The sequence below is a fragment of the Edwardsiella tarda ATCC 15947 = NBRC 105688 genome (assembly GCF_003113495.2).
GTDB lineage: Bacteria > Pseudomonadota > Gammaproteobacteria > Enterobacterales > Enterobacteriaceae > Edwardsiella > Edwardsiella tarda.
On sequence record NZ_CP084506.1, the window covers coordinates 1,896,677 to 1,919,317 of the forward strand.

At 56.9% G+C, this 22,641-nt stretch carries 18 protein-coding genes; 5 read left to right on the forward strand and 13 right to left on the reverse strand.

The genetic code is table 11. The features are described 5' to 3' along the window. Positions 1–4 precede the first annotated feature (4 nt). The 6 genes from DCL27_RS08755 to cfa all read right to left on the reverse strand — a co-directional run bounded on the left by DCL27_RS08755 (position 5) and on the right by cfa (position 6,501). Entirely contained in the window at positions 5–2,062 is a 2,058-nt protein-coding gene (locus DCL27_RS08755; protein ID WP_035596669.1) for a S9 family peptidase, read from the reverse strand. Between the two features lie 110 nt (positions 2,063–2,172). Then, on the reverse strand, positions 2,173–3,027 hold the full coding sequence (locus DCL27_RS08760) for an EAL domain-containing protein (protein ID WP_035596667.1): 855 nt from the start codon (positions 3,025–3,027) through the stop codon (positions 2,173–2,175). A 544-nt stretch (positions 3,028–3,571) separates the two neighbouring features. Then, a complete protein-coding gene (yqfB, locus tag DCL27_RS08765) occupies positions 3,572–3,892 on the reverse strand; it encodes a N(4)-acetylcytidine aminohydrolase (protein WP_035596677.1) in 321 nt (106 codons plus the stop codon). 143 nt (positions 3,893–4,035) lie between these two features. Then, positions 4,036–4,344: a YebG family protein gene (locus tag DCL27_RS08770; protein ID WP_005285761.1), complete on the reverse strand. Its 309-nt coding sequence runs from the start codon at positions 4,342–4,344 to the stop codon at positions 4,036–4,038. A gap of 298 nt (positions 4,345–4,642) precedes the next feature. Beyond that, positions 4,643–4,852 (reverse strand): transcription antiterminator/RNA stability regulator CspE, encoded by a 210-nt coding sequence (gene cspE, locus DCL27_RS08775; protein WP_005293608.1) that lies wholly within the window; start codon positions 4,850–4,852, stop codon positions 4,643–4,645. A 494-nt stretch (positions 4,853–5,346) separates the two neighbouring features. Then, positions 5,347–6,501, reverse strand: coding sequence for a cyclopropane fatty acyl phospholipid synthase (gene cfa, locus DCL27_RS08780; RefSeq protein WP_005293605.1), 1,155 nt, complete (start codon positions 6,499–6,501; stop codon positions 5,347–5,349). Between the two features lie 424 nt (positions 6,502–6,925). Here cfa and purT point away from each other — a divergent pair, with 424 nt between their 5' ends. Beyond that, on the forward strand, positions 6,926–8,104 hold the full coding sequence (gene purT, locus DCL27_RS08785) for a formate-dependent phosphoribosylglycinamide formyltransferase (protein ID WP_005285755.1): 1,179 nt from the start codon (positions 6,926–6,928) through the stop codon (positions 8,102–8,104). A gap of 30 nt (positions 8,105–8,134) precedes the next feature. Here purT and DCL27_RS08790 read toward each other — a convergent pair whose 3' ends face one another. Then, positions 8,135–8,338: a YoaH family protein gene (locus tag DCL27_RS08790; RefSeq protein WP_005293602.1), complete on the reverse strand. Its 204-nt coding sequence runs from the start codon at positions 8,336–8,338 to the stop codon at positions 8,135–8,137. A gap of 139 nt (positions 8,339–8,477) precedes the next feature. Between DCL27_RS08790 and pabB the strand changes: the two genes are divergently transcribed. From pabB to DCL27_RS08805, 3 genes are all read left to right on the forward strand, one after another. Continuing rightward, a complete protein-coding gene (gene pabB / locus DCL27_RS08795) occupies positions 8,478–9,863 on the forward strand; it encodes an aminodeoxychorismate synthase component 1 (protein ID WP_005285752.1) in 1,386 nt (461 codons plus the stop codon). Beyond that, positions 9,854–10,426: a CoA pyrophosphatase gene (locus DCL27_RS08800; protein ID WP_035596664.1), complete on the forward strand. Its 573-nt coding sequence runs from the start codon at positions 9,854–9,856 to the stop codon at positions 10,424–10,426. The genes pabB and DCL27_RS08800 overlap by 10 nt, the downstream gene beginning before the upstream one ends. Before the next feature lie 511 nt (positions 10,427–10,937). Then, positions 10,938–12,305 (forward strand): L-serine ammonia-lyase, encoded by a 1,368-nt coding sequence (locus tag DCL27_RS08805; RefSeq protein WP_005293598.1) that lies wholly within the window; start codon positions 10,938–10,940, stop codon positions 12,303–12,305. A 74-nt stretch (positions 12,306–12,379) separates the two neighbouring features. On the opposite strand, the gene phsC is transcribed toward DCL27_RS08805, so the two are convergent. The 3 genes from phsC to phsA are packed head-to-tail and all read right to left on the reverse strand — an operon-like array spanning position 12,380 to position 16,015. Beyond that, entirely contained in the window at positions 12,380–13,153 is a 774-nt protein-coding gene (gene phsC, locus DCL27_RS08810) for a thiosulfate reductase cytochrome B subunit (RefSeq protein WP_035600326.1), read from the reverse strand. Then, complete coding sequence (locus DCL27_RS08815; protein WP_005285739.1) at positions 13,150–13,722, reverse strand: 4Fe-4S dicluster domain-containing protein; 573 nt, start codon at positions 13,720–13,722, stop codon at positions 13,150–13,152. Before DCL27_RS08815 ends, phsC begins: the two co-directional genes overlap by 4 nt. 13 nt (positions 13,723–13,735) lie before the next feature. Further along, positions 13,736–16,015, reverse strand: coding sequence for a thiosulfate reductase PhsA (gene phsA, locus DCL27_RS08820; protein WP_035600324.1), 2,280 nt, complete (start codon positions 16,013–16,015; stop codon positions 13,736–13,738). A gap of 1,612 nt (positions 16,016–17,627) precedes the next feature. On the opposite strand from phsA, the gene DCL27_RS08825 reads away from it, so the two are divergent. Then, entirely contained in the window at positions 17,628–19,016 is a 1,389-nt protein-coding gene (locus DCL27_RS08825; protein ID WP_035600322.1) for an alanine/glycine:cation symporter family protein, read from the forward strand. 49 nt (positions 19,017–19,065) lie between these two features. Here the strand turns inward: DCL27_RS08825 and cobT are convergent, their stop codons facing one another. From cobT to DCL27_RS08840, 3 genes are read right to left on the reverse strand one after another with little or no spacing between them, the layout of a single operon-like run. Beyond that, positions 19,066–20,130 carry a nicotinate-nucleotide--dimethylbenzimidazole phosphoribosyltransferase gene (gene cobT, locus DCL27_RS08830; protein ID WP_047059950.1) on the reverse strand — a complete coding sequence of 355 codons (1,065 nt, stop codon included), beginning with the start codon at positions 20,128–20,130 and terminating at the stop codon, positions 19,066–19,068. A gap of 12 nt (positions 20,131–20,142) precedes the next feature. Further along, positions 20,143–20,694: a bifunctional adenosylcobinamide kinase/adenosylcobinamide-phosphate guanylyltransferase gene (cobU, locus tag DCL27_RS08835; RefSeq protein WP_005285554.1), complete on the reverse strand. Its 552-nt coding sequence runs from the start codon at positions 20,692–20,694 to the stop codon at positions 20,143–20,145. Beyond that, complete coding sequence (locus DCL27_RS08840) at positions 20,682–22,226, reverse strand: cobyric acid synthase (RefSeq protein ID WP_035598565.1); 1,545 nt, start codon at positions 22,224–22,226, stop codon at positions 20,682–20,684. The genes cobU and DCL27_RS08840 overlap by 13 nt, the downstream gene beginning before the upstream one ends. Positions 22,227–22,641 lie beyond the last annotated feature (415 nt).

Below are 22,641 nucleotides of genomic sequence, written 5' to 3' on the forward strand. Positions count from 1 at the left end.
CCCGTCAACAGGCGTCATCGTGCTTAGCCGACAGCGTCAAAATAAAGGCATACTCCAACGCAATATCTTCATAAGCTTTAAAACGGCCCGATTTTCCTCCGTGCCCTGCCCCCATATCGGTGGACAGTAACAACAGATTATCGTCCTGCTTCACCTCACGTAGTCGAGCAACCCACTTCGCCGGCTCCCAATACTGGACCTGCGAGTCATGTAAGCCGGTTGTGACCAAGAGATGAGGATAGTCTTGCTCTTTCACGTTATCGTAAGGGCTATAACGCCGCATATAATGATAGTATTCGGCCTGTTCAGGATTCCCCCACTCGTCATACTCGCCAGTGGTCAACGGAATAGAAGGATCCAACATGGTGGTCAGTACATCCACGAACGGGACCTGTGCCACCGCCGCATGGTAGAGTTGTGGCGCCTGGTTAATCACCGCCGCCACCAGCAGCCCGCCAGCACTGCCTCCCATCGCGTAGACCTGCTCCTTCGCACCATATCCTTGACGCACCAACCCCTCGGTAACATCGATAAAATCGTGGAAGGTATTCATCTTATGCAGCAGCTTACCCTGCTCATACCACTCCTGCCCCAAATCCGCACCACCTCGCACATGCGCCAATGCAAAGACAAAGCCGCGATCGAGTAAACTGAGACGACTGGTACTAAATCCGGGATCGACACTACTGCCGTAGGCACCATAGCCATAGATCAAAATAGGGTTCTGCCCACGAACAAAGCGATCGCGGCGATAAACTAATGATACCGGGACATCGATACCATCTCGCACACGCAGCCAGATACGCTCGCTCACATAATCGCTCGATGTGAAGTCGGGGACAGTTTGCTGTTTCAGCAGGCGACGCTCACCACTGTCCAAATCCTGTTCATAAACGCTGCCCGGCGTCGTCATTGAGGAGTAGCCATAGCGTACCGTGCCGCTTTCCGGCTGTGGGTTATATCCCAACCAGGTGACATAAGTCGGGTCATCAAACCGGATGCGCCGCTCCTCCCCAGTATGGCGCTGGATCTGGCGCAATGTCGTCAGGCCATTGGCGCGCTCCTCGACCACCAGCCAGTCACGAAACAGACAAAACCCCTCCAGCATCACGGCGTCGCGTGGCGCAACCAACGTCTGCCAACTGAGCATGTCGCCATCCGGGCCGCAATACAGAGCAAAATTCTTCCCTTCTCGGTTAGAGCGAATATAAAAACGCCCGTCATAATGCTCTAAGGTATATTCATGATCACGTCGGCGCGGCAGGAAACAGTGCGCCAGAGCGGCCGGATCATCGGCGTCCAGCAATAAAACTTCCGAGGTGGTAGTACTGCTGCTATGGATCATGACATAGCGCTGCGAGAGCGACTTCTCCAGCCCGAGATAGAAGCTATCATCGTGTTCTTGATAGACTAGCTGATCTTGACTGCATGCGGTGCCAAGACGATGGCGGAAGACCTGATAGGGTAGCAGCGTCTGGGGATGCAGACGAATATAGTAAAATGCACGGCTATCGTTGCACCACTCGATATGCCCATCACAACCGCTGATGCTATCCTCCAGCCAGTTGCCATCCTCTATCGTGCGAATGCGTACCGTATATTGCCGGCGAGATACGGTATCTTCACTAATCGCCAATAAGCGATTATCCGGGCTGACCTCCAGCGCGCCCAGCGCATAAAACTCATGCCCCTGCGCCTGCTGGTTGCAATCGAGCAAACATTGCCACCCCTCTTCGCTACAGCACGACGCCGGCTGACGCCAATACTCCGCATATTCGGCCCCCGCTCGATAACGATGTTGGTAGCGATAACCATTACGGACATAAGGCACAGAAGCATCCTGTTGAGGGATGCGCGCCACCATCTCAGTCAATAACTGCTCGCGTAATGCGGCCTGCGGCGCAAGGCAGTGCTCACTGTATGCATTCTCTGCATTAAGGTAGGCTAAAACCTGCGGATCACGACGCGTATCGTCGCGCAGCCAGTAATAGTCATCGACCCGCCGCTCCCCATGGATGACCATCTCATAGGGATGTTTTGCTGCTTTCGGTGCCTTTGTCATTATCAATGCCTAACAGATTCATCACACAAGCTATCTTATAACAAGGTGAGCCAATCTGTCGGTGTCAATAACGCAAAATATTCTGCTTAAGCCGCGTAGCCGTCCGCACACTAACTACGCGACGCCGCCTCATCCTCCGACTCCGCCAACAGGCGCCCCATGACCAACAGCTGATGTGCACTCATCGGACGGAAAAGATAGGCGCCTTGGAAATGGCGGCACCCTGCTGTACTCAGACACTCGAAGCGTTGAATATCATCGACACCCTGAGCGATACAGCGAATCCCCATTTTTTCGGCGAGATCTAATAATAATTTAACTAATAACATCGCCTCGGGATGCGGCAGTAAGGCGACTAAAGCGGCGGGAATATAGAGATGGTCGAGCGGAAGATCGGGTAAGGCGGTTAATAGATGATAGTCAGCCCCATACTCTGCCAATGCGACAGCATATCCCTGTTGCTGCACGCGACGTAATCCGGCGAGCTGCGCTGCCTCCACGTTTTGCCCCAGCGCACCTTGCCAAATCAGCGCCAACGCCGAGCACGGCAAGTCATGCGCCACGAGAGCTTGACGCCAAACGGTGAAGGTATCCACCTGCTCCGCCAAGGACAACGGAAGGGTCAGTGACAAGTAAAAGTCAGGATAAACCTCTTGCCGCAATCGCCGCAGCAAGGGCAATGATTGCGCCGCAATCCAGCCAAATAAGGCACCGGCCAAATCGCACTGGATCACCGCCGAGAGAAACTGAGCGGGTTGTAATAACCCGTAATGCGGATGGTGCCAACGCACCTGGATCTCCGCCCCCTGAAGATGGCCCGTTTTCCCCCATAGCGGATAATACTGCAGGGAAAACTCAGACGCCGAGAGGGCAGATTGTAATCTTTCCCACAATATTTCTCGTGACTCCTGCTGCGCTTCCGGCGCCATCACATCACTTAATAGATGGTAATGTTCAGTATTCATTCTGTTATCTGACGTTATTTCACTTCTCGTTGGAGAAGTCATGGGACTTTACGGTATAGCGCGCCGAAGTTGACATCCTGTCATGATTGCAGCAGTCACTCATCATTTTTATCCTACGTATTGTACCCGTTGTCTATGAGACGACCAATTATCATTTTGATACACGACATCAACGTTCCTTGTATATTAGTATGATTAATCAAATAGTATCCTTATACGGTACTATTCTAGCGCAGAACAACCGAATGAGTAGATATAATCAACATTGGAACAAGATGAATATCCAAAAAAACCAGATTTATTGCCTGGCGCGCACATCAATACAAAATAAAAAACCAATTTATGCTCATCTTTGAGCGTTAATCTCTATTTAAATAGGAAAAGTAATAACGCGTAAGCCTATACGAGATAAAAAATAAATTATCGCTTACGCTTATCTATTAGCCAATAGATACATCCAGACTCCATTTACGCACACTGGAGCTCACCCGAGAGGGTTATCGCCATCTCTCCAACGCTCCGCTGATCAGGGGAGCGGGCTCGATTAGCCTAACCGCCGCACCAGACGAAAGGCGATCATATAAAGCGCATCCTGATGTGGGTAGATTTCTTGGATCACGCGACGTAATTCCGCCAAACTCATGTTTTCTTGAGCGGCATGCTGTTCATTCAACTGAGAAAAATCCAACGGTGTTACGCTGATCACCTCAATCACACAAAACAGCCGCGTCTCCTCGTAATAACCAACCGTTAATTGTTGGCCGGGATGAAAATGTGATTCACTGCGATCTCGCAAGGTGATGGTCTTACGACCGGCGAGAATATCTGCGGCAAAACGCTGATAAAAAGTAATATCGGGTTTGATGAGTGTCATAGATGTAAGGCGGTAATCGAGATGAGAAATTATGGCGAGCATAATATCTCGCCATAATCTATACGCCAATCAATATTATTTGACGCCAGGCGCATGCGCTATGTCTACGCCTCGACACGCCCGCTAGCGCTATGCTACGCCACCTGGCGTTCTGCTCCCTCTTCCGTCTCGCTTACTCGCCCCTCATCGGCATCACTATTTTGTAACGAGGCAAGACTAGCCCCTCGCAATAGACGAGAAAGTGACTCTTTCTGCTCAGCCAGGTAGAAACCTAACGCCTCACGCGTCTCCTCCGCCAGTGTCACAGGCGATGAGGCCAACCACTCGCTTAAGTTATCGGCGAGATCGAGCATCTTGTCGTAATTATCTGCCTCTTTCTTACTGGCAAAGGTCATTTTTTCCACCCCATCGCGTACCACAACATATTGAATCGTTACTGCCATCTTACTCTCGCTCACTGCGTCACTGTTTTTATATACAGTAAAGGATGGCGGCGCTCGCTGCAAGTCTTACGCCATCAGGCGACCAGGGATAACTACGCGAGCAACGAGAGGAACAAGCATAAAGCAGAGTAAAGCAGCGCATCGACTAGGATAGTGTGACAACACAATGCGGAATAACAGGGTGGGATGACGATGATAAAACAACAGAAAACGGCCCCATCAAGGGCCGTTCATACCGCTGGCACCCGTATTAACACCACGGTGTCAGCGTGCATGCAGCGTGGTGAATACGCTGTATTTACAGGGCAACCACGTCGGCCGCAGCCGGGCCGCGCGGGGAGTCCTGAATAGAGAACTCAACCTGCTGACCTTCTGCCAAGGTCTTGAAACCGTCGCTCTGGATAGCAGAGAAATGGACGAAGACATCTTTTGAGCCATCAGCTGGCGTGATAAACCCAAATCCCTTGCTTTCGTTGAACCATTTGACCTGGCCGGTTTTCTTGCTCATTACACTTTCCTTCACTTTAAAATATTGCCCGTAGGGGCGACTCACCCTAAGCGTGGCGACACACTCATCGGGTAGTAGAAACATCACTCCAGATATTTCTCCACCAGAGAACGTGCTCCGTCTAAGGACGGCATTATTAAGGCATAAATTATCTGATGGTGCAAATCATTCACCATATTTTCGCCCCTCGAACAGAGCATCATAACGGCTAGCACCATCTTTATTTTCATGGGGAAAACAAATGCAATTAAATATAAATATCCTTTTAATACATGATGTTAGCCATTTACCCCCAATAAACCCCATCGGAAAACGCTTGATATTTCATTATTATGATCAAAATCACAATGATTAAATTATTCTCTTAAAATATAATTTATGAGATTTTTCGACATTGAATAACCGCTGTCGATGAGAGCTGTGACATAAAAAAGCGCCGAGCCAATGCCCGACGCCAATAATAATTAGGAAATTATCACTATTGCCAATCAATCCTAGCGCGGTACACGCAACCCACCCTCGACGCCTTTTGGACTGAGCAAGACCTGCCATAGCTGAATATTGCGCGCGCGGAAGGCACCAGCGCACGCCGTCAAGTAGTAGCAAAACATACGATAGAAACGCTCGCTGTAGTTGGCACTGATCTCTGGCCAACACGCCTGAAAACGCTGATACCATGCCATCAAGGTACGATCATAATCCGGTCCGAAGCTGTGCCAATCCTCCATGACAAACAGCCCTTCGCTGTGCGTCGCGATGTGCGCCACAGAAGGTAGACAGCCATTAGGGAAGATATACTTATTGATCCAGGCATCAACATTGAGATCGGTCTGATTCGACCCGATGCTGTGCAACAGGAACAATCCATCGGGTTTGAGATTACGCGCCGCGACTTCAAAGTAAGTACGATAATTCTTCGGCCCAACGTGCTCAAACATCCCAACGGAAACGATGCGATCATAGTTGTTGTTCAGATCGCGATAATCCTGTAGCAGGATCTTCACATCCAATCCTTGGCAGCGGGCCTGCGCCATCTTCTGCTGCTCGGCGGAAATGGTGACCCCTTCGACGGAGACCCCATAATGTTCCGCAGCGTAGTGTGCCAATCCTCCCCAACCACAACCGATATCCAGCAACTTCATGCCAGGCTCGAGCTGTAACTTGTCACAGATTAACTTCAATTTATCTTGCTGCGCCTGCTCCAACGTCTCGGCCTGTTTCCAGTATGCACAGGAGTATTGCATGTAAGGGTCGAGCATCCGACTAAACAGATCATTACCCAGATCGTAGTGCTCCTTACCCACGATCCAAGCGCGCTTACGGCTCTGGAGATTAAACAGACGCGCAGAGGCGATGCGCACGATATCGGCGAAATGCTTCGGTAGTTGGCTGTCGAGGCCCGCGGTGAGAATCCGCTGGAAGAAGATATCCAAGCGTTCGCACTCCCACCAGCCATCCATATAACTCTCCCCCAAACCGAGGGAACCCTCTTGTAGGACTCGGTGAAAGAACTCTGGGTTTTTCACCTGGATATCATAGGGTTGGCTACCATTTATCGCAATTCCGGCCCGGTTCAGCATCTCTTCCGCGATGCGATACCAGTTATCCTGTTTTAATGCGCTTTCTTCAATACAGGTCGCACTACTCATTACACATACCTTCCCGCCGTACTCATGCATTCCCGCGTTCATACCGCGCTGTTGAAGTCTTAAACGGTCGGATCCCTTCCGGCCAAAAGCATTTATCATACAATATTATTTATATTACAAAGCTTCAAGCCTCGATGGCTGATGCCGCACGGACAGGGATCTGAACAAAACGTGCCTTTCTACCCCCATCACCGGCGTTTTTTCAGTATATATCTGCTTCCCGTCACGAAAATCACCTCCCACGTTATAGCGCACAAAGTGGCAAACCCTGGTCAGGCTCACTGATATAACAATATGAAATTAAATTGCTTTTATTATTTTTTCCTTTTTGTTGCGCATTGTAAAAAAATCTTTCACGTTGCCACGCAAACGTTTTCGTATATACTGCCGGCGACCACGCTCACATGGAATACAGGAACAGATCATGCAGCTCATCGGAACCGCCCTTCGTCCTCATGCCACTCGGATCATGTTGTTAGGTGCCGGAGAACTCGGCAAAGAGGTCGCCATTGAGGGCCAACGCCTCGGGTTGGAGGTCATCGCCGTCGATCGCTACGCCGATGCACCGGCGATGCAAGTCGCTCATCGCAGCCATGTCATCGATATGCGGGATGGCGAGCAGCTATGCGCCCTGATCGAACGTGAGCGTCCTGACTACATCGTGCCGGAGATCGAGGCCATCGCCACCCAGACGCTAGATCAGTTGGAGAGTGATGGCGTCCGCATCGTGCCCAGCGCCCGCGCAGTGCAATTGACCATGAACCGAGAAGGTATTCGCCGTCTGGCCGCCGAAACGCTGGGGCTACCCACCTCCCCTTACCGTTTTGCTCGTGATATCGCGGCATTTCGCCAGGCCGTGAGCGAGATCGGTTATCCCTGCTTCGTCAAGCCGGTGATGAGTTCATCGGGGAAAGGGCAAAGCATCCTACGCAACGCCAGCGAGATCGACGCCGCCTGGCACTATGCTCGGGAAGGTGCCCGTGGCGACGCCACCAGCGTCATCGTCGAAGGCGAGGTTTGTTTCGATTTTGAAATCACCCTGCTGACCATTCAAGCCAGCGATGGGATCCATTTCTGCGCGCCGATCGGCCATTACCAACAGGCGGGGGATTATCGTGAATCCTGGCAGCCCCAGGCGATGAGCGCCGTGGCGCTGGAACGGGCGCAGACGATCGCCGCCCAGGTGGTACGCGCCCTCGGCGGCTATGGTCTGTTTGGTGTCGAACTCTTTGTCTGTGGCGACGAGGTGATCTTCAGCGAAGTCTCGCCTCGCCCCCACGATACCGGGCTGGTGACCCTGGTGTCCCAAGATCTCTCCGAGTTTGCCCTGCACGTCCGCGCCTTTCTGGGCCTACCGATCGGTCCCATTCGTCAATTCGGCCCCAGCGCCTCTGCCGTGCTACTCCCGCAGTTACACAGCGACGACGTAAAATTTACCAACCTGGTACAGGCCCTAGGCCCGGCCAGCCAGCTACGTCTGTTCGCTAAACCCCAGATCGACGGGGCGCGGCGCCTCGGTGTCGCCTTAGCCTGGGGTGAGAGTATCGACCAGGCCCGTCAACGCGCACGCGCCTGCAGCAACGCGGTCATCATTCAGCCTTAAGCGCCTAGGGTGCCCAACCAGGCACCCTGATTACGGCTGCCCCGCGTCATCGTCATCCTCCGCCTCATCGTCGAAGGCTACCCGCACCTGAGCCCCGCGATGGGCGGCACGGATCTCGGCCGCCACTTGCGCGATAGCCTCGCCGCTACTCATCCCCTGCGCCATCAGCGCCTGAATACGCTCCGCCGCCTGCTGCTGTTCTGCATGGCTCAATGCCGGCATACCACCAACCATATAACCTCTCCTCTTATTTAGCCTTGCCGCAGTATATACCAAGCTCGCGACGAGAGCAGCGCGCGCTAATTGCCGTATGCCCCGCATCCGTAGATAATCGAACGCTATTCTTTATCGACCCAGAGAGCTGTGCCGCACCATGACTGCGACCCCTAAACTGACCCTGTGCGATCTGCCCTATCGACCCGATGCGGCGCTACATTACTTCACCCCGCTGGCGCATCAGCCCTGGGCGATGTTGCTCAGCTCCGGCCAGGCCGACCATTCTCATAACCGCTACGATATCATCGTGGCCGATCCCTGTGCGACGCTCGAGACGCGCGGGGCAGTGACCACCCTCGTCGATAGCGCAGGCTGCCAGCACTACCGCGACGATCCGTTAACCTTGCTGCGCAGCGTGTTGGCTCGCCGTCTGCCCGCCTGTCCGCCACAGCCTGACCTGCCCTTCTGCGGCGGGGCGCTCGGGTTGTGGGGCTACGATTTAGGCCGCCGCTTCGAGACGCTCCCTACGCTGGCCGCCGCCGATCTACAGACGCCGGACATGGCGCTGGGGATCTACGACTGGGCGCTGATCGTCGATCACCGCCTGCGCCGCATCACCCTGCTTAGCTGGCATGATGCCGCACGACGCCTCAGCTGGTTGCAATCCCTCCGCGCACCCGTCAGTACGCCCTTCGCACTCACCTCTGACTGGCAGGCCAACCTGAGCAAAGCGGCCTATCAACACGCCTTCCAACGCGTGCAGGCACACCTCGCCTCCGGCGACTGTTACCAGATCAATCTGACACAACGCTTCGCCGCCGACTACCGAGGCGACGAGTGGCAAGCCTTCCTCCGTCTGACGCAAGCCAACCGTGCGCCCTTCTCCGCGTTCCTGCGCTTACCACAAAGCGCGGTGCTCAGCGTCTCCCCGGAACGCTTCTTACGGCTCGAGCGCGGCGAGATCACGACGCGGCCGATTAAGGGCACCTTACCGCGTAAACCGGAGGTGACGGCGGATGAGCAGCAGCGCCTGCGCCTTGCGGCCTCGGCCAAGGATCGGGCGGAGAATCTGATGATTGTCGATCTGATGCGCAACGACGTTGGCCGCGTCGCCGCCGCGGGTAGCGTCAGCGTACCGGAGTTGTTCGCCGTAGAGAGTTTCCCCGCCGTTCATCATCTGGTCAGCACCATCCGTGCCCGCCTGGCCCCCGGACTCGATGCGTGCGATCTACTACGCGCCTGCTTCCCCGGCGGTTCGATCACCGGCGCGCCCAAGATCCGCGCCATGGCAATCATCGATGCCCTCGAACCGCAACGGCGCAACGTCTATTGTGGCTCCATCGGCTATCTCAGCGCCTGCGGCGACATGGATACCAGCATCACCATCCGTACGCTGTTGGCGGAGCACGGGCGACTCTATTGCTGGGCCGGGGGTGGGATCGTCGCCGACAGCGAAGTCGGCGCGGAATACCAGGAGACGTTAGATAAGGTCAGTAAAATCTTACCGTTACTGGCGAAAAGCGGACCTCTCTCATGCGACTAAGCCCAAACCTGACCCATTTCGTCACCCGTTTTCAGCTACAGTCCCCGCAGCCAGGACGGGCGGCGACCCATACCCGCCAGGCAGCGGTATTAATCCCTATCATCAATCGCCCGCAGCCGACCCTGCTGCTGACCCGGCGCGCGCTCGGGATGCGCCAGCATCCCGGCCAGGTCGCCTTCCCCGGCGGCGCCCACGACGCTCATGACGCCTGTGCGGCCGCCACGGCGCTACGCGAGGCGGCGGAAGAGATCGCACTCTCGCCCCGTCATGCGACGATCCTCGGTCAACTACCCGCGGAGGATAGCAGTAGCGGTTTCTGCGTCACGCCAGTCGTCGCACTCCTCTCCCCCGCGCTGACCCTGCGTCCCAATCCGCAAGAGGTCGCCGAGATCTTCGAGATCCCGTTGGCCCACGCCCTGGATATCCGTCGCTACCATGCACTCGACATCTCTCGGGCTGGTCAAAACCATCGCCTCTACCTCTCCTCTTATCGGAATTTCCTCATCTGGGGCCTCACGGCGGCGATGCTACGTCGCCTCGCGATCCAGGTCGCCTCACGCTAGTCTCCCAGTGATTTTCCTTACTTCACGTTATGCGATACCCCTAGAGAAAGGCGGGTTACTGGCCGCGCAAATTGACCTCGCTCCCCCTCAGCGCATCGGGGGAGTGTCAATCTGTGAAGCGGCTTGGTAATTACCAAGTAAAGATAACAATATCCCTTGCTTTTATCCCATCACAGGGCCATATGATCATCTAGCATTATCGACGGCGTATGCGGCTAGCAACGACGATCATCGTCGGAGGTGTGAGCTAATGAGGGCGGATTAATCGGCTTTTCCCGCCAACCGCACGCCGCTGGCACAATTGCGCGTGCGTCGGCAGAGAAGTTCGGGTATTGTTGGCGCCCCCGCTGAACAGGGGGCATTTAGCATGAAATAAAATAATGCGAATGACGATAACCAGACGCGCCGAACCTCGTCAATGGCAAGGCGCGTCCCGTGCCGAGAGTGTGACTCTCGCGCGCGCCGAATTGACACCAGCAGCATGAGACATTGCCTCTTTAAGGAGCTTAGCGTGATTAGCGTTTTCGACATGTTCAAGATCGGTATTGGCCCGTCGAGTTCCCATACGGTTGGACCGATGAAGGCCGGAAAACAGTTCGTCGATGACTTGACGGCGCAAGGGTTGCTACCGTCGGTCACGCGTGTGGCCGTCGACGTCTACGGTTCGTTGTCCCTGACCGGTAAAGGCCACCATACCGATATCGCCATCATAATGGGGTTGGCCGGCAACCTGCCCGACAGCGTCGACATCGATGCCATCCCGGCCTTCATCCGTCAGGTGGAGCAACGCGAACGCTTACCGCTCGGCCCGCAGGGGCATGAGGTCGCCTTCCCGCACGATAGCGGCATGGTGTTCCGCAGCGACAATCTGCCGTTACACGAGAACGGCATGACCATCAACGCCTACGGCGCGGATGATAGCCTGCTGTATAGCAAGACCTACTACTCCATCGGCGGCGGTTTCATCGTCGATGCCGAACATTTTGGTCAAGAGAGCGGTGAATCCCTTTGCGTCCCCTATCCGTTCCACTCCGCCCAAGCCTTACTGGATCACTGCCGTGAGACTGGCCTCTCCCTCAGCGGACTGGTGATGAAGAACGAGTTGGCGTTACACAGTAAAGAAGAGATCTACGCCTACTTCACCGCTATCTGGGATACCATGCAAGCCTGTATCGAGCGTGGCTTGAACACCGAGGGTGTCCTGCCGGGGCCGCTGCGTGTACCGCGCCGCGCCGCCGCCTTGCGCCGCATGCTGGTTACCAGCGACAAGTACAACCGCGATCCGATGAACGTCATCGATTGGGTCAATATGTTTGCCCTGGCGGTCAACGAGGAGAACGCCGCCGGTGGCCGCGTGGTCACCGCGCCAACCAACGGTGCCTGCGGTATCGTCCCGGCGGTGCTGGCGTACTACAACCACTTCATCGAGCCGGTCTCACCGGACATCTTCGTGCGCTATTTCCTCGCCAGCGGTGCCATCGGCACCCTGTATAAGATGAATGCGTCCATCTCCGGCGCCGAAGTTGGTTGCCAGGGCGAAGTCGGCGTCGCCTGCTCGATGGCGGCCGCCGGACTCGCCGAGCTACTGGGCGGCAGCCCGGTACAGGTCTGCATCGCCGCCGAGATCGGGATGGAGCATAACCTGGGGCTGACCTGCGATCCGGTGGCGGGCCAGGTGCAAGTGCCCTGCATCGAGCGTAACGCTATCGCCTCGGTGAAGGCGATCAACGCCGCACGTATGGCGCTGCAACGCACCTCCGAACCACGCGTCTCACTGGATAAGGTGATCGAGACCATGTATGAGACGGGTAAGGACATCAACGCCAAATACCGCGAGACCTCGCAGGGTGGCTTGGCGATCAAGGTTCAGTGCAGCTGATATCACCGCCGACGGTGTAATCGCGGGAACGGGGGCCGAGGCCCCCGTTTTTATCGGACAAGGGATGAGGCGCATTAGCCGCGTGGTGGCGTCTCGCTCGCGACATCATGCTGCCGATGACGGTGATAGCCATCCAGCATACTGCGGAAGATCTGCCCCGGTGTATCCCCGAGGGTACACAGGTAGATATGGGCGCACAGGAAGAGTAACCCCACCAGCGCCAACGCCAGGTGCAAGGTCAACATCAACGGGCCATAACCGGCGATCACCTGCGGATAGAGGCACAACAGACCGCTGACGATCAACAGCGGCAGCAGCGCATACATGATGGCCAGATAGGCCAACTGCTGTAACGGGTTGAATTTGCTCTGCGCATCGGCGACGAAAGGATGCGCCTCCCCCTTCATGATACCGAACAGGTAATAACGAGCCTGACGCACACAGCGCGCCAGCAAGCCGCGCCAACGCACCCGATAGTGGCGGCCATTCCCCGTCAGCAGATTAATCAGCAGATAGCCCAGCCAGGCGACAATCAGCACATAGCCACACAGGGTATGTAACGCGACCCATAGCCCTACCGGCCCGACGCTAAAGTGGCCGCCGATCCCACTCAGCAGCAACAGGACAAACAGCAACGCATTGCTCCAGTGCCAACCGCGTACCGCCGCCGAATAGAGATACAGGCGGCTCGACTCGCCGCCAGCCACACGCGGCGCCAGGGCATAACGCAATGCGGCGTGTAACGCGACCCCCACCAACAACGCCGCCAGCAGTAATGCCGCCAACACCAGCCACTGCGGCCAATAGTCTGGCGCATAATTCAGTTCCGCTCCCCAGATGCTATTCATGCTTGCTCCTCCCGATGGATCTCTTTACGGCGATACAGGCTTACCGCACCGCTACGCTTACCCTGCCGCCGATACACCTCCTCTTGGCCGATCCAACTCTGCACTTCGGCCGTGTCCAGCCGCCCAAAATGCAGGGCATCGGTTGGGCAAACCGCCACACAACCGGGTGGCAGCCCCTCACTGAGCCGACGCTCGGCGCAGAAGTCGCACTTGTCGGCCACCCCGCTGCGTGGATCCAGATAGCGCACGTGGAAAGGACAGGCGGCGACGCAGTAGTCACACCCGATGCAACGGGATTGATCCACCTGCACGATGCCATCCTCATCGCGGAAAGAGGCGCCGGTTGGGCAGACCGCGACACAGGGCGCGGCCTCACAGTGTTGACAGGAGACGCGGATAAAGCGGAAACGTCCCCCCTCCGCCTGATCCGGCCCTTGGATCTGCACCTGAAGGCGGCTAAACCCTTCGGGCACATCGTTTAACACTCGACAGGCGACGGTGCAGGCCTGACAGCCGATACAACGCTTCTCGTCATGCAGCATGACGTAATGGTTGGCATTCTGATTCATCGATCAACTCCTTTCAGGCTCGGCTCAGGTTTACGCCAGAGGTATGGACCACGGTGCCCGACACCGGGCTGATCACATGCGGTAACAGGTTGCCACAGTGAATACCATGACTCGTCGCCGCCGTCCGCGCGCCGGCCTTGGCGCCAAACCCCATATAGACGAACAGCGTGTCGGGACGAATGGCGGGAGTCACTAACGCACGTCCCCGCTCCTTGCCTGTCTCGTTCTCCAGCCAGACCATATCGCCATTGCGAATGCCACGCGCCTGCGCGGTCTGCGGATGGATCCATACCGCGTTATCCCACATCAGCGCGCTCAGCTGTGGCACATACTGCGTGGCGCCATTGGTATGTACCGCCACTTTGCCTTGGATGAAGTAGAGCTGTTCGGGGCGCTTTAAGGGCATATCGCGGAAGCGGGGCACGCCATAGCCGGGTAACTTCTCCTCTAATGCCGCCGAATAGAGTTCGATGCGCCCGCTGGGCGACTTGAAGCGCACGGCGCCGCTCAGCGTACCATCGCTTTCAACCTGCGCCGCGGCCTTGGGGTAACGCGCCACAAACTGACGTACCGACTCCGGTTCACGCAGCAGTAACGGCACTCCCCAACTGAGATAGCCCCGACTACGTAAATCGCGATATAACGCCTGATCGCCCCCCAATTGGAACAATTGCCGAGTCTGCATATCCTCCCAAGGATAGTATTGAGCCAGACCCAGCTCCGCCGCCAACTCCTTCCAAATCTGCCAACTGGGGCGCGCCTCCCCGATCGGTGCTACCACCTGCTGACGCAAGGCATAGGCCGGGTTGGCGCCAGAGACATCACTGATCTCCTCATCCCGCTCCAAGTAGGTGCATTCCGGTAGCAAGTAATCGGCATAGGCGGCGCTCTCGCTCAAATAGACGTCGCAGCTGACGATCAGATCCAACTGCTGCGCCGTCTGCTCCAACTCGGCACGGCAGGTCACCGTCTGGAACGGGTTATGGCGCGACATGATCCACCCCTTGATCGGGTAAGGCGTCTGCCTCAAGGTCGCGTCGATGATGCTCTGCACCACGCCACCGCTGGCGGCGATATAGCTAAACTGCGCGGCCGTCGCATCGATACGCGCCGCCGAGATCGCCGGCATCCCCTTAACGCCCGGCTTAGCCAACGGCGCCACCACCGTCTCACCGGCAAATTTGTTATAGGCCGCCGCCCCCTTCTTCTGGAATAGCCCCCCCCGACGTTCAATGTTGCCCAGCAGGGCATTCAGGGCGAAGATCATCCGGCGCATGTCGATCTCCTGCTGGGAATAGGTGGCACGGTGCCCAGGGTTGACGATGGCGTGCGGCGCACACGCCGCCAGTTCCCGAGTAACCCGCACGATGACCTCGGCCGGCACATCGGCATGTTGTTGTGCCCACGCCGGCGTGGTCTCGCTCACTGCCTGCGCCAATTGATCGAATCCCTCGGTATAACGCTCGACGAAGGCCGCATCGTAAAGACGTTCGGCGATCATCACGTGGCACATCGCCAGGAGTACCGGCAGATCGCCGCCGGGACGAATGGCGTGCCACTCGTCGGCCTTGCTGGAGAACACCGACATGCGGGGATCAAAGCTGACCACCTTCGCCCCCTGCTCCTGCGCCGTCATCATCTCATGCGTATCGGCGACTTCGATCCCCTCATAAAGGTTATGGCCAAAGGCCACCATATAACGGGTATGAGCGATATCCATCATCAGATCGCCTCCCATCATCACCTTCGCGGCGATGGACTTGCCCGCCGGGCAGGTTGAGGCGTGCGTAAAGGTATTCGGCGAACCGAAGGCGGCGGCCAGATGGAACAGATGTCCCGATAGTGAGCCAGACTTCGATGAAAACGCCAGACTCTGCGCGCCATGCTGCGCCTTGATGGCGTTCATCTTCGCGGCGATCTCGGTGTAGGCCTGTTGCCAACTGATCACCTGCCAATGCCCACTGCCACGGGGACCGCTACGCTTCATCGGCTTGACGATACGTTGCGGATCATTAACCAGGCTCACCCCACTCCCCCCACGGGCACAGATACGACTGCCCTGATGCGCTGCCGCAGGATTCCCCTGGATGAAGACCGTACGTTGCTCGATCACTTGCGCCTGGATTGGACACCGGAATGAACACATCTCACAGAGACTGGGGGTTAACGTGGTCTTACCCGTCAAGCCATCGGCAGGATTTAATGCCAAGGCACCGGGAGGAAAACTCGTTAAGGCATATCCGCTACAGCCTACACCAATAGTTTTTAAAAAAGCACGACGACTGATGCTCATATAATCTCCTTTTTATTATATATATTGATTATAGAGAGATTAGCAGGCTATTTTTTGAAGCCACCAACAAATAAAGACACAACAACAAATAATAAGCCAAGAATGATCGCCGAGATGTTCATTAAATGTAATTAGGGTGTATTGATTTGTGTTGCAGCCATTGAGATAATCAAAAACGGCTAACAAGAGCGGGCGATTCATTAGAGAAATAATAAAGAAAGCATTACTCTATTTTATTTGCTCATTTCACTCCCCGCATAAAAAACCCGGTATTCACCTGAGCGGCAAACCGGTGCATGATCACACGATACCAGCAAGCCTCATCCCCCTGATCACCCAGCGTGCCCAATGGCAACCCAGCGAACATCCAAACCTAATGCGAAATAAAAAACCAATAAGCGGACTAAAAACGCGTTATCACACCAACTGACAAGCGATCCTTATCCATCCTAACCAGAGAACAGCCAAGATTTATTTTTGGCATATTCACATTATCTCTCGCCCATACGCTAATAATAGGCATCGCATTGACTCCCATTATTTATGGCATATACCCAAAATCCACGATCACCTATTCGCTTCGCCCTACGGATAAAGGCTCGGGGTGGTCACGCCGCCCATTCGCCAAACATATTTATGGCATATTCACAAAACTATTCACCGACTCACGCCGCCCCGCCTATTTCCTTCTGGTGCGAAGACAGCCTATCCTCGCAACGGGATAAGACAACCCACCGCGCCCTCCTTTTTCGTCACCCGCGAGGAGCATACTCTTAACGGGGCTATGCGGGCCCTTGGCGTCGGGGAGAGGCCGCCATGGTACGACCTCGTGAGGGTGAGGATCTCTGCAGAGTCCTCCTGTGGCCGCCAACCTGTCGCTGGCCTACTCACGTTTAGCACGGGATATCCGATGACATCGTCGACGCTAACAACGTTAAAATGGCCCTCGCATCCGGCACACTCCGCGTCCACATTATCCCCTTATTCGACCGTCCGTCATCAAGGAATAAAATAGATCTCTCGATTAACGCATAAAATAACCTGCCCGCGCGTCAGTCATATCATCCGGCGTTGCCATCGGCGTACTCGTTATAGGAGGCATTCGACGCGAAAGAGATAACAGGAGAACACGCATCATAAAAAATGTGGCTAACGATGCATGCGATAAATAAGGGGGATGACAATGGCCATCATCGTCAAACAGCGCCAGGTGGCGACAGCGATCCGTACAGATATTGATAATAATGACAGGCGGTGGTGAATTTATCACTCTAAGCCGGCATCACGCCCCAAGGCCTGCGGAGATGAGCACGCCGGCACCCGCGTATCACGTGACGGCGTGAATCGCATACCAAGATTAAATAAGTTTATATTTATCTCGCTGGACAAGCACCGCTTTACGCGAATCTGCACCACTGACATCTCGACAATCCTTGAGAATATGAAAGCGATCACATCGCCCACGGCGAGGGTGAATTAGGGTGAACGAATTCCCACGCGATCCTGTTTATCTATTCATCCATATCGTTGGCTAGTTATTCATAAGAGCAGCTGTCATATCAAATAACATTATCTCAAAGAATATATCACTAGCACGTTCAGGGAGCCTGATATGCATACGCTGGAGATTATCATTAACACACTCAACCGCATCCTCTGGGACTATTTATTAATCGTCCTACTCTGTGGCATCGGTATCTATTACACCGTCCGCCTACGCTTCATTCAAGTCGTACGTTTCAGGGCGGGACTTACCATGCTGCTGCGGGGGGCTACGCTCTCGGGCGAGCGGGCGGGAAAAGAGGGAATGAGTTCGTTCCAGGCCGTTGCCACCGCCGTCGCCGGCCAGGTGGGCACCGGGAATCTGGCCGGTCTGGCCACGGCACTCATCGCCGGTGGGCCGGGCGCGGTACTCTGGATGTGGATCTCCTCATTCCTCGGCATGGCGACCATCTATGGTGAGGCGATCCTCGCGCAGAAATACCGCTCGACCGACCGCCATGGGCAAGCCGTAGGCGGTCCAGCCTACTACATCGAACTGGGCCTACAGCAAAAATGGTTGGCGATCCTCTTTGCCATTCTGCTCATCCTGGCGCTAGGCGTGGTCGGCAACATGGTGCAAGCCAACTCCATCGCCAATGCCTTTTCCCTCTCCTTCGGCGCGGCGCCCTGGCTCGTCGGATTGCTCGTCGCCGGGGCGGCAGGCCTGGTGGTGGTCGGCGGTCTGCACCGCATTGCGGCCTTCACCGAGAAGATGGTTCCGCTCATGGTATTGCTCTACCTCTGTGGCGCGCTCCTGGTACTCCTGCTCAACTACGCCTTCATTCTGGCCGCCTTTAAGCTGATCTTCGTCGCCGCCTTCAACCCCCAGGCGGCGATGGGGGGCGCCATCGGCATCTCGATCCAACAGGCGGCTCGCTTTGGCATCGCCCGAGGGTTATTTTCCAACGAGGCCGGGATGGGTTCGACGCCGCATGCCCACGCGGTGGCCAAGGTTAAGCAAGCGGAGGATCAGGCGTTGATCGCCATGATGGGCGTCTTTATCGATTGCCTGATCATCACCCTTACCGCCCTGGTTATCATCACCGCAGGAATGAAGCTATTAGCCCAGCAGGGGTTACCCCTGGCGGAACTGCTCGCGTTGATGGGGAAAAATGGCACCGGTATCGCCGTGACCCAGTATGCCTACCAGCTGGCATTGGGTCATCTCGGCGGCGCATTTGTCTCCATTTCACTGATGTTTTTCGCATTCTCCACCATCATCGGCTGGTACTACTACGCCGAAACCAACGTGCGCTATCTGTTTGGCTCATCGCTGGCATTACGCCTATTTCAGGTCTTGGTGATCCTGGCGTTGTTCGCCGCCTCGCAGTTTCAGGTGGAGCTGGTCTGGAATATGGCCGATGCCTTCAATGGGCTAATGGTGCTCCCCAACGTGATCGCCTTGGCGATCCTCGCCCCCATTGTCATCGGCTATCGCCGACGGCATCTGACAGGCTGACGCGTTCGCCGGCGTGCCTCTGGCGAGGAGGGCGCCGGCGGTTATGCACTCAATGTGACGGCAACACGATCTGGCTCTGGCTGAGTAACCCCATGCGCTGATAGATGGCGCAGGCGGCCTCGACCAGCGGCATCATCAACGCCGCCCCGCTCCCTTCCCCCAGGCGCATCTCCATCTGCAGATAGGGCGTCAAACCGAGGCCGGCCAACGCCAACGTCGCGCCCTTCTCCGCCGAGTAATGCGAGGGGATCAGGTAGGGATGTACCCCTGGTGCGATGCGGCAGGCAGCCAAGGCGGCGGCATAAGAGAGATAGCCATCGAGGATCAGCGGAATACGCGCGGCCGCCGCGCCGATCATCACTCCTGCCATGCCGACCAGATCATAGCCCCCCAAGGCGGCCAACACCGCCACGCCATCCTGAGCATCGGGCGCATTACGCCGGATCGCCTGCTCTACCACGGCCACCTTATGCTGGAGCCGCGCCGGTGGCAGGTTAGCGCCCAGGCCGACTACCGCTTGCGGGGCATTGTCGGTCAACACGCTGACCAACGCCGCCGCCGGGGTGGTGTTGGCGATCCCCAACTCCCCGATCCCCAATAGGTTCACCCCATCGGCGGCCAGACTCTGCGCTAGACGCGCGCAGCGTACCAATAGCTCCTCGGCCTGCGCCCGTGTCATCGCCGGTCCCTGGGCGATATTGCCACAACCACGCCCCATACGCATGTCGACGGCATGAGGCAATGGATCGGCATCGATGCCCGCATCCACTAATGTCACCGCCGCGCCAGCCTGTTGCGCCAGCACACAAACCCCGGTGATCCCTTGCGCCATGTTCCCCGCTTGAATGGCGGTCACCGCCTGTGGTGTGATGGCCACGCCTTCGTGATACACCCCATGATCGGCGGCAACCACCACGATCTGCTTCTTACCGATCGCCAACGGTCGCTCGGCGAAGATGCCCGCCAGTTGGATCGAGAGCTGCTCCAAGCGTCCCAGGCTACCGGGCGGCTTCAATAGGCTATCTTGGTGCTGGCGAGCCCGTCGTTGGGCCTCCGTATCTAAGGGACGGATCGTGGCGATGATCTGCGCCAGCGTCTCGGCATACTGCGTCATGCGTTTTCCTCGTTAACCTTTAATCTTCATTTCGATACCGCTCACCACCAGGTACACCTGCCGAGCGTCGGCCGCCAAACGCTGGTTAACCCGCCCGGCGATATCGCGAAAACGACGCGCCAGCAGATGTTCTGGCACGATCCCCATCCCCACCTCATTGGTCACCACATAGACCGGGCAGGCGCTGTGACGGCAAGCCTCCGCCAACGCCGTGAGCTGGCGCTGGATCGAGGCTTCTAATGCGGTGAAATCCATCGCCTCTGGGGCTGAGGTTCCCGCCTCGGCAAACAAGAGGTTGGTGATCAGCGTGGTCACACACTCCAGCATGATGGCGTCACACTGTGGCGCCTCACGGGCGATCACCCGATCCAGTTGCGTAAACCCTTCATATGTACGCCAACTGGCCGGGCGCGCCGCGCGATGATGCGCGATACGCGCCGCCATCTCATCATCCGTCGCCAGCGAGGTGGCGATATACAACACCCGGGCGCCATGCGATCCGGCCAGGCGTTCGGCCAACGCACTCTTGCCACTGCGCGCCCCTCCGGTGATCAGCGTGAACATGCGGCCTCCTCAGCATGTTCGCGCATCAGACGATAGATCTGCGGCAGATCCAGATGGCTACGCAGTGCCGCCGCCAAGGCGTCAAACTGGCGCTGGCGCCAGGCGTGATAATCCAGCTCTGCCCCCTCGGCCGGGGCCATTCCCTTCGCTAACCGCAACGCATCGAGCAGATGACGTGTCAGGCGCGGCTCATCGAACAGGCCATGCAGGTAGGTGCCCATCACCAAGCCATCATGACTGATCGCCCCATCCTCCTGCGCGCAAGGCTCACCGTTGCGCTGCCATAGCTGGCAGAATGGCGCGCAGCCAGCCCCACGCTGCGTCGTCCCCATATGGATCTCATAGCCCGTCAGCGCGAGACCAGCACAGTTACCCCACGGACCGGGCAACCCGGCGGCGACGTGTGCCAGTACCTGCGTCGTGGTCTTCTGCTGAGCGAAGCGGGTCTCGCAATCCAGCAGGCCGAGTCCCGGCATCGCCGCCTGCGTCGACTCCACCCCATCGATGATCTGATTCCCCAACATCTGGTAACCGCCACAGATCCCCAAGATCGGCACCCCATCCTGATGGGCGCAAAGCAGCGCATGCGTCAACCCGCTGTCGTGTAGGTAGCGTAGGTCGGCCAACGTACTCTTGCTGCCCGGCAAGATCAGCAGATCCGGACGCCCGATGGCTTCGGGACGGGTCACGTAACGCAGTGTGACATCCGGTTGGGCATGGAGTGGGGAGAAGTCGGTGAAGTTAGACATATAAGGCAGCTGCAGCACCGCGATGTCCAACGCGCGCGCCGTCTCATCACGATACTTGCCACGCTGCAAGGCGACACCATCCTCATCGTCCAGATCGAGATCCAGCCACGGCACTACCCCCAGCACCGGAACGCCGGTCAGCGCCTCGATCTGGCGCAAGCCTGGCGTCAACAGGCTAACATCGCCACGAAACTTATTGATGATGACACCCTTAACCCGCGCACGCTCCTGCGGCTCAAGCAACGCCAGGGTGCCATAGATGGCGGCGAAGACCCCACCGCGATCGATATCGGCCACCAGCAACACCGGCGCATCGACCTTCTCCGCCATGCCCATATTGACGATGTCGCGATCACGCAGATTGATCTCCGCCGGGCTGCCCGCCCCCTCAAGCACCATGATATCGACCTGGGCCGCCAACTGGTGATAAACCTCCGCGACCTGCTCCAGCAGTTGCGGCTTATACTGGTGGTAATGTACGGCATCCATATCCTGCAACACCCGGCCCATCAGCACTACCTGCGCCTGGCAGTCACTACTCGGCTTGAGTAGGATCGGATTCATGCGCACATCCGGCGCGATGCCAGCCGCCTCGGCCTGCATCATCTGCGCCCGCCCCATCTCACCACCATCGGCGGTAATACCGGAATTCAGCGCCATATTCTGTGACTTGAAGGGGGCGACACGATAGCCATCCTGGGAAAATACCCGACACAGCCCGGCGCAGAGTACGCTCTTGCCCGCATCGGAGGCGGTGCCTTGCACCATAATTGATAGGGTCATAGCCCCTCCATTGTTATCATTGACTCACCGCGCTAGCATCCAGGCGCGTTTGGGAAGCCTACGCTGGCGCGAGACCCTCGGCCCCTCCCCTGCGCGGCGACCAGAGCTCGTTACACGCGCCGCCTATGCGCATTGCTAAAGCGCAGGGGGTCATGGGGACGAGGGGTTGCCACCTTCCCTGCCTGGCTCCGCCCACACGACATGCCTCCACGGCTAAACGGCGGCGACAGCGCGTACACCGAATGAGCCACGGCGCGCTCATACCGGGGAAGCGCTTGCAGGGTGGCGCGCGAAACGGATAAATTACAGCAAAATAATCAAAATAATAGGCTGTGCGCTATCATTCCCCCTGCGGGAGACAAACATAGATGCATGGGATGCCCATCTTCGCTATGCCGCCACAGCCGACCAGGAG

Bases quoted from the DNA above. Each gene is read 5' to 3' on its own strand.
- DCL27_RS08790 (WP_005293602.1), bottom strand. From the start codon at position 8,338: ATGGTTGGTGGTATGCCGGCATTGAGCCATGCAGAACAGCAGCAGGCG.
- purT (WP_005285755.1), top strand. From the start codon at position 6,926: ATGCAGCTCATCGGAACCGCCCTTCGTCCTCATGCCACTCGGATCATG.
- cobT (WP_047059950.1), bottom strand. From the start codon at position 20,130: ATGACGCAGTATGCCGAGACGCTGGCGCAGATCATCGCCACGATCCGT.
- pabB (WP_005285752.1), top strand. From the start codon at position 8,478: ATGACTGCGACCCCTAAACTGACCCTGTGCGATCTGCCCTATCGACCC.
- cfa (WP_005293605.1), bottom strand. From the start codon at position 6,501: ATGAGTAGTGCGACCTGTATTGAAGAAAGCGCATTAAAACAGGATAAC.
- DCL27_RS08800 (WP_035596664.1), top strand. From the start codon at position 9,854: ATGCGACTAAGCCCAAACCTGACCCATTTCGTCACCCGTTTTCAGCTA.
- DCL27_RS08815 (WP_005285739.1), bottom strand. From the start codon at position 13,722: ATGAATCAGAATGCCAACCATTACGTCATGCTGCATGACGAGAAGCGT.
- DCL27_RS08825 (WP_035600322.1), top strand. From the start codon at position 17,628: ATGCATACGCTGGAGATTATCATTAACACACTCAACCGCATCCTCTGG.
- cobU (WP_005285554.1), bottom strand. From the start codon at position 20,694: ATGTTCACGCTGATCACCGGAGGGGCGCGCAGTGGCAAGAGTGCGTTG.
- DCL27_RS08770 (WP_005285761.1), bottom strand. From the start codon at position 4,344: ATGGCAGTAACGATTCAATATGTTGTGGTACGCGATGGGGTGGAAAAA.
- phsA (WP_035600324.1), bottom strand. From the start codon at position 16,015: ATGAGCATCAGTCGTCGTGCTTTTTTAAAAACTATTGGTGTAGGCTGT.
- DCL27_RS08760 (WP_035596667.1), bottom strand. From the start codon at position 3,027: ATGAATACTGAACATTACCATCTATTAAGTGATGTGATGGCGCCGGAA.
- cspE (WP_005293608.1), bottom strand. From the start codon at position 4,852: ATGAGCAAGAAAACCGGCCAGGTCAAATGGTTCAACGAAAGCAAGGGA.
- phsC (WP_035600326.1), bottom strand. From the start codon at position 13,153: ATGAATAGCATCTGGGGAGCGGAACTGAATTATGCGCCAGACTATTGG.
- DCL27_RS08840 (WP_035598565.1), bottom strand. From the start codon at position 22,226: ATGACCCTATCAATTATGGTGCAAGGCACCGCCTCCGATGCGGGCAAG.
- DCL27_RS08755 (WP_035596669.1), bottom strand. From the start codon at position 2,062: ATGACAAAGGCACCGAAAGCAGCAAAACATCCCTATGAGATGGTCATC.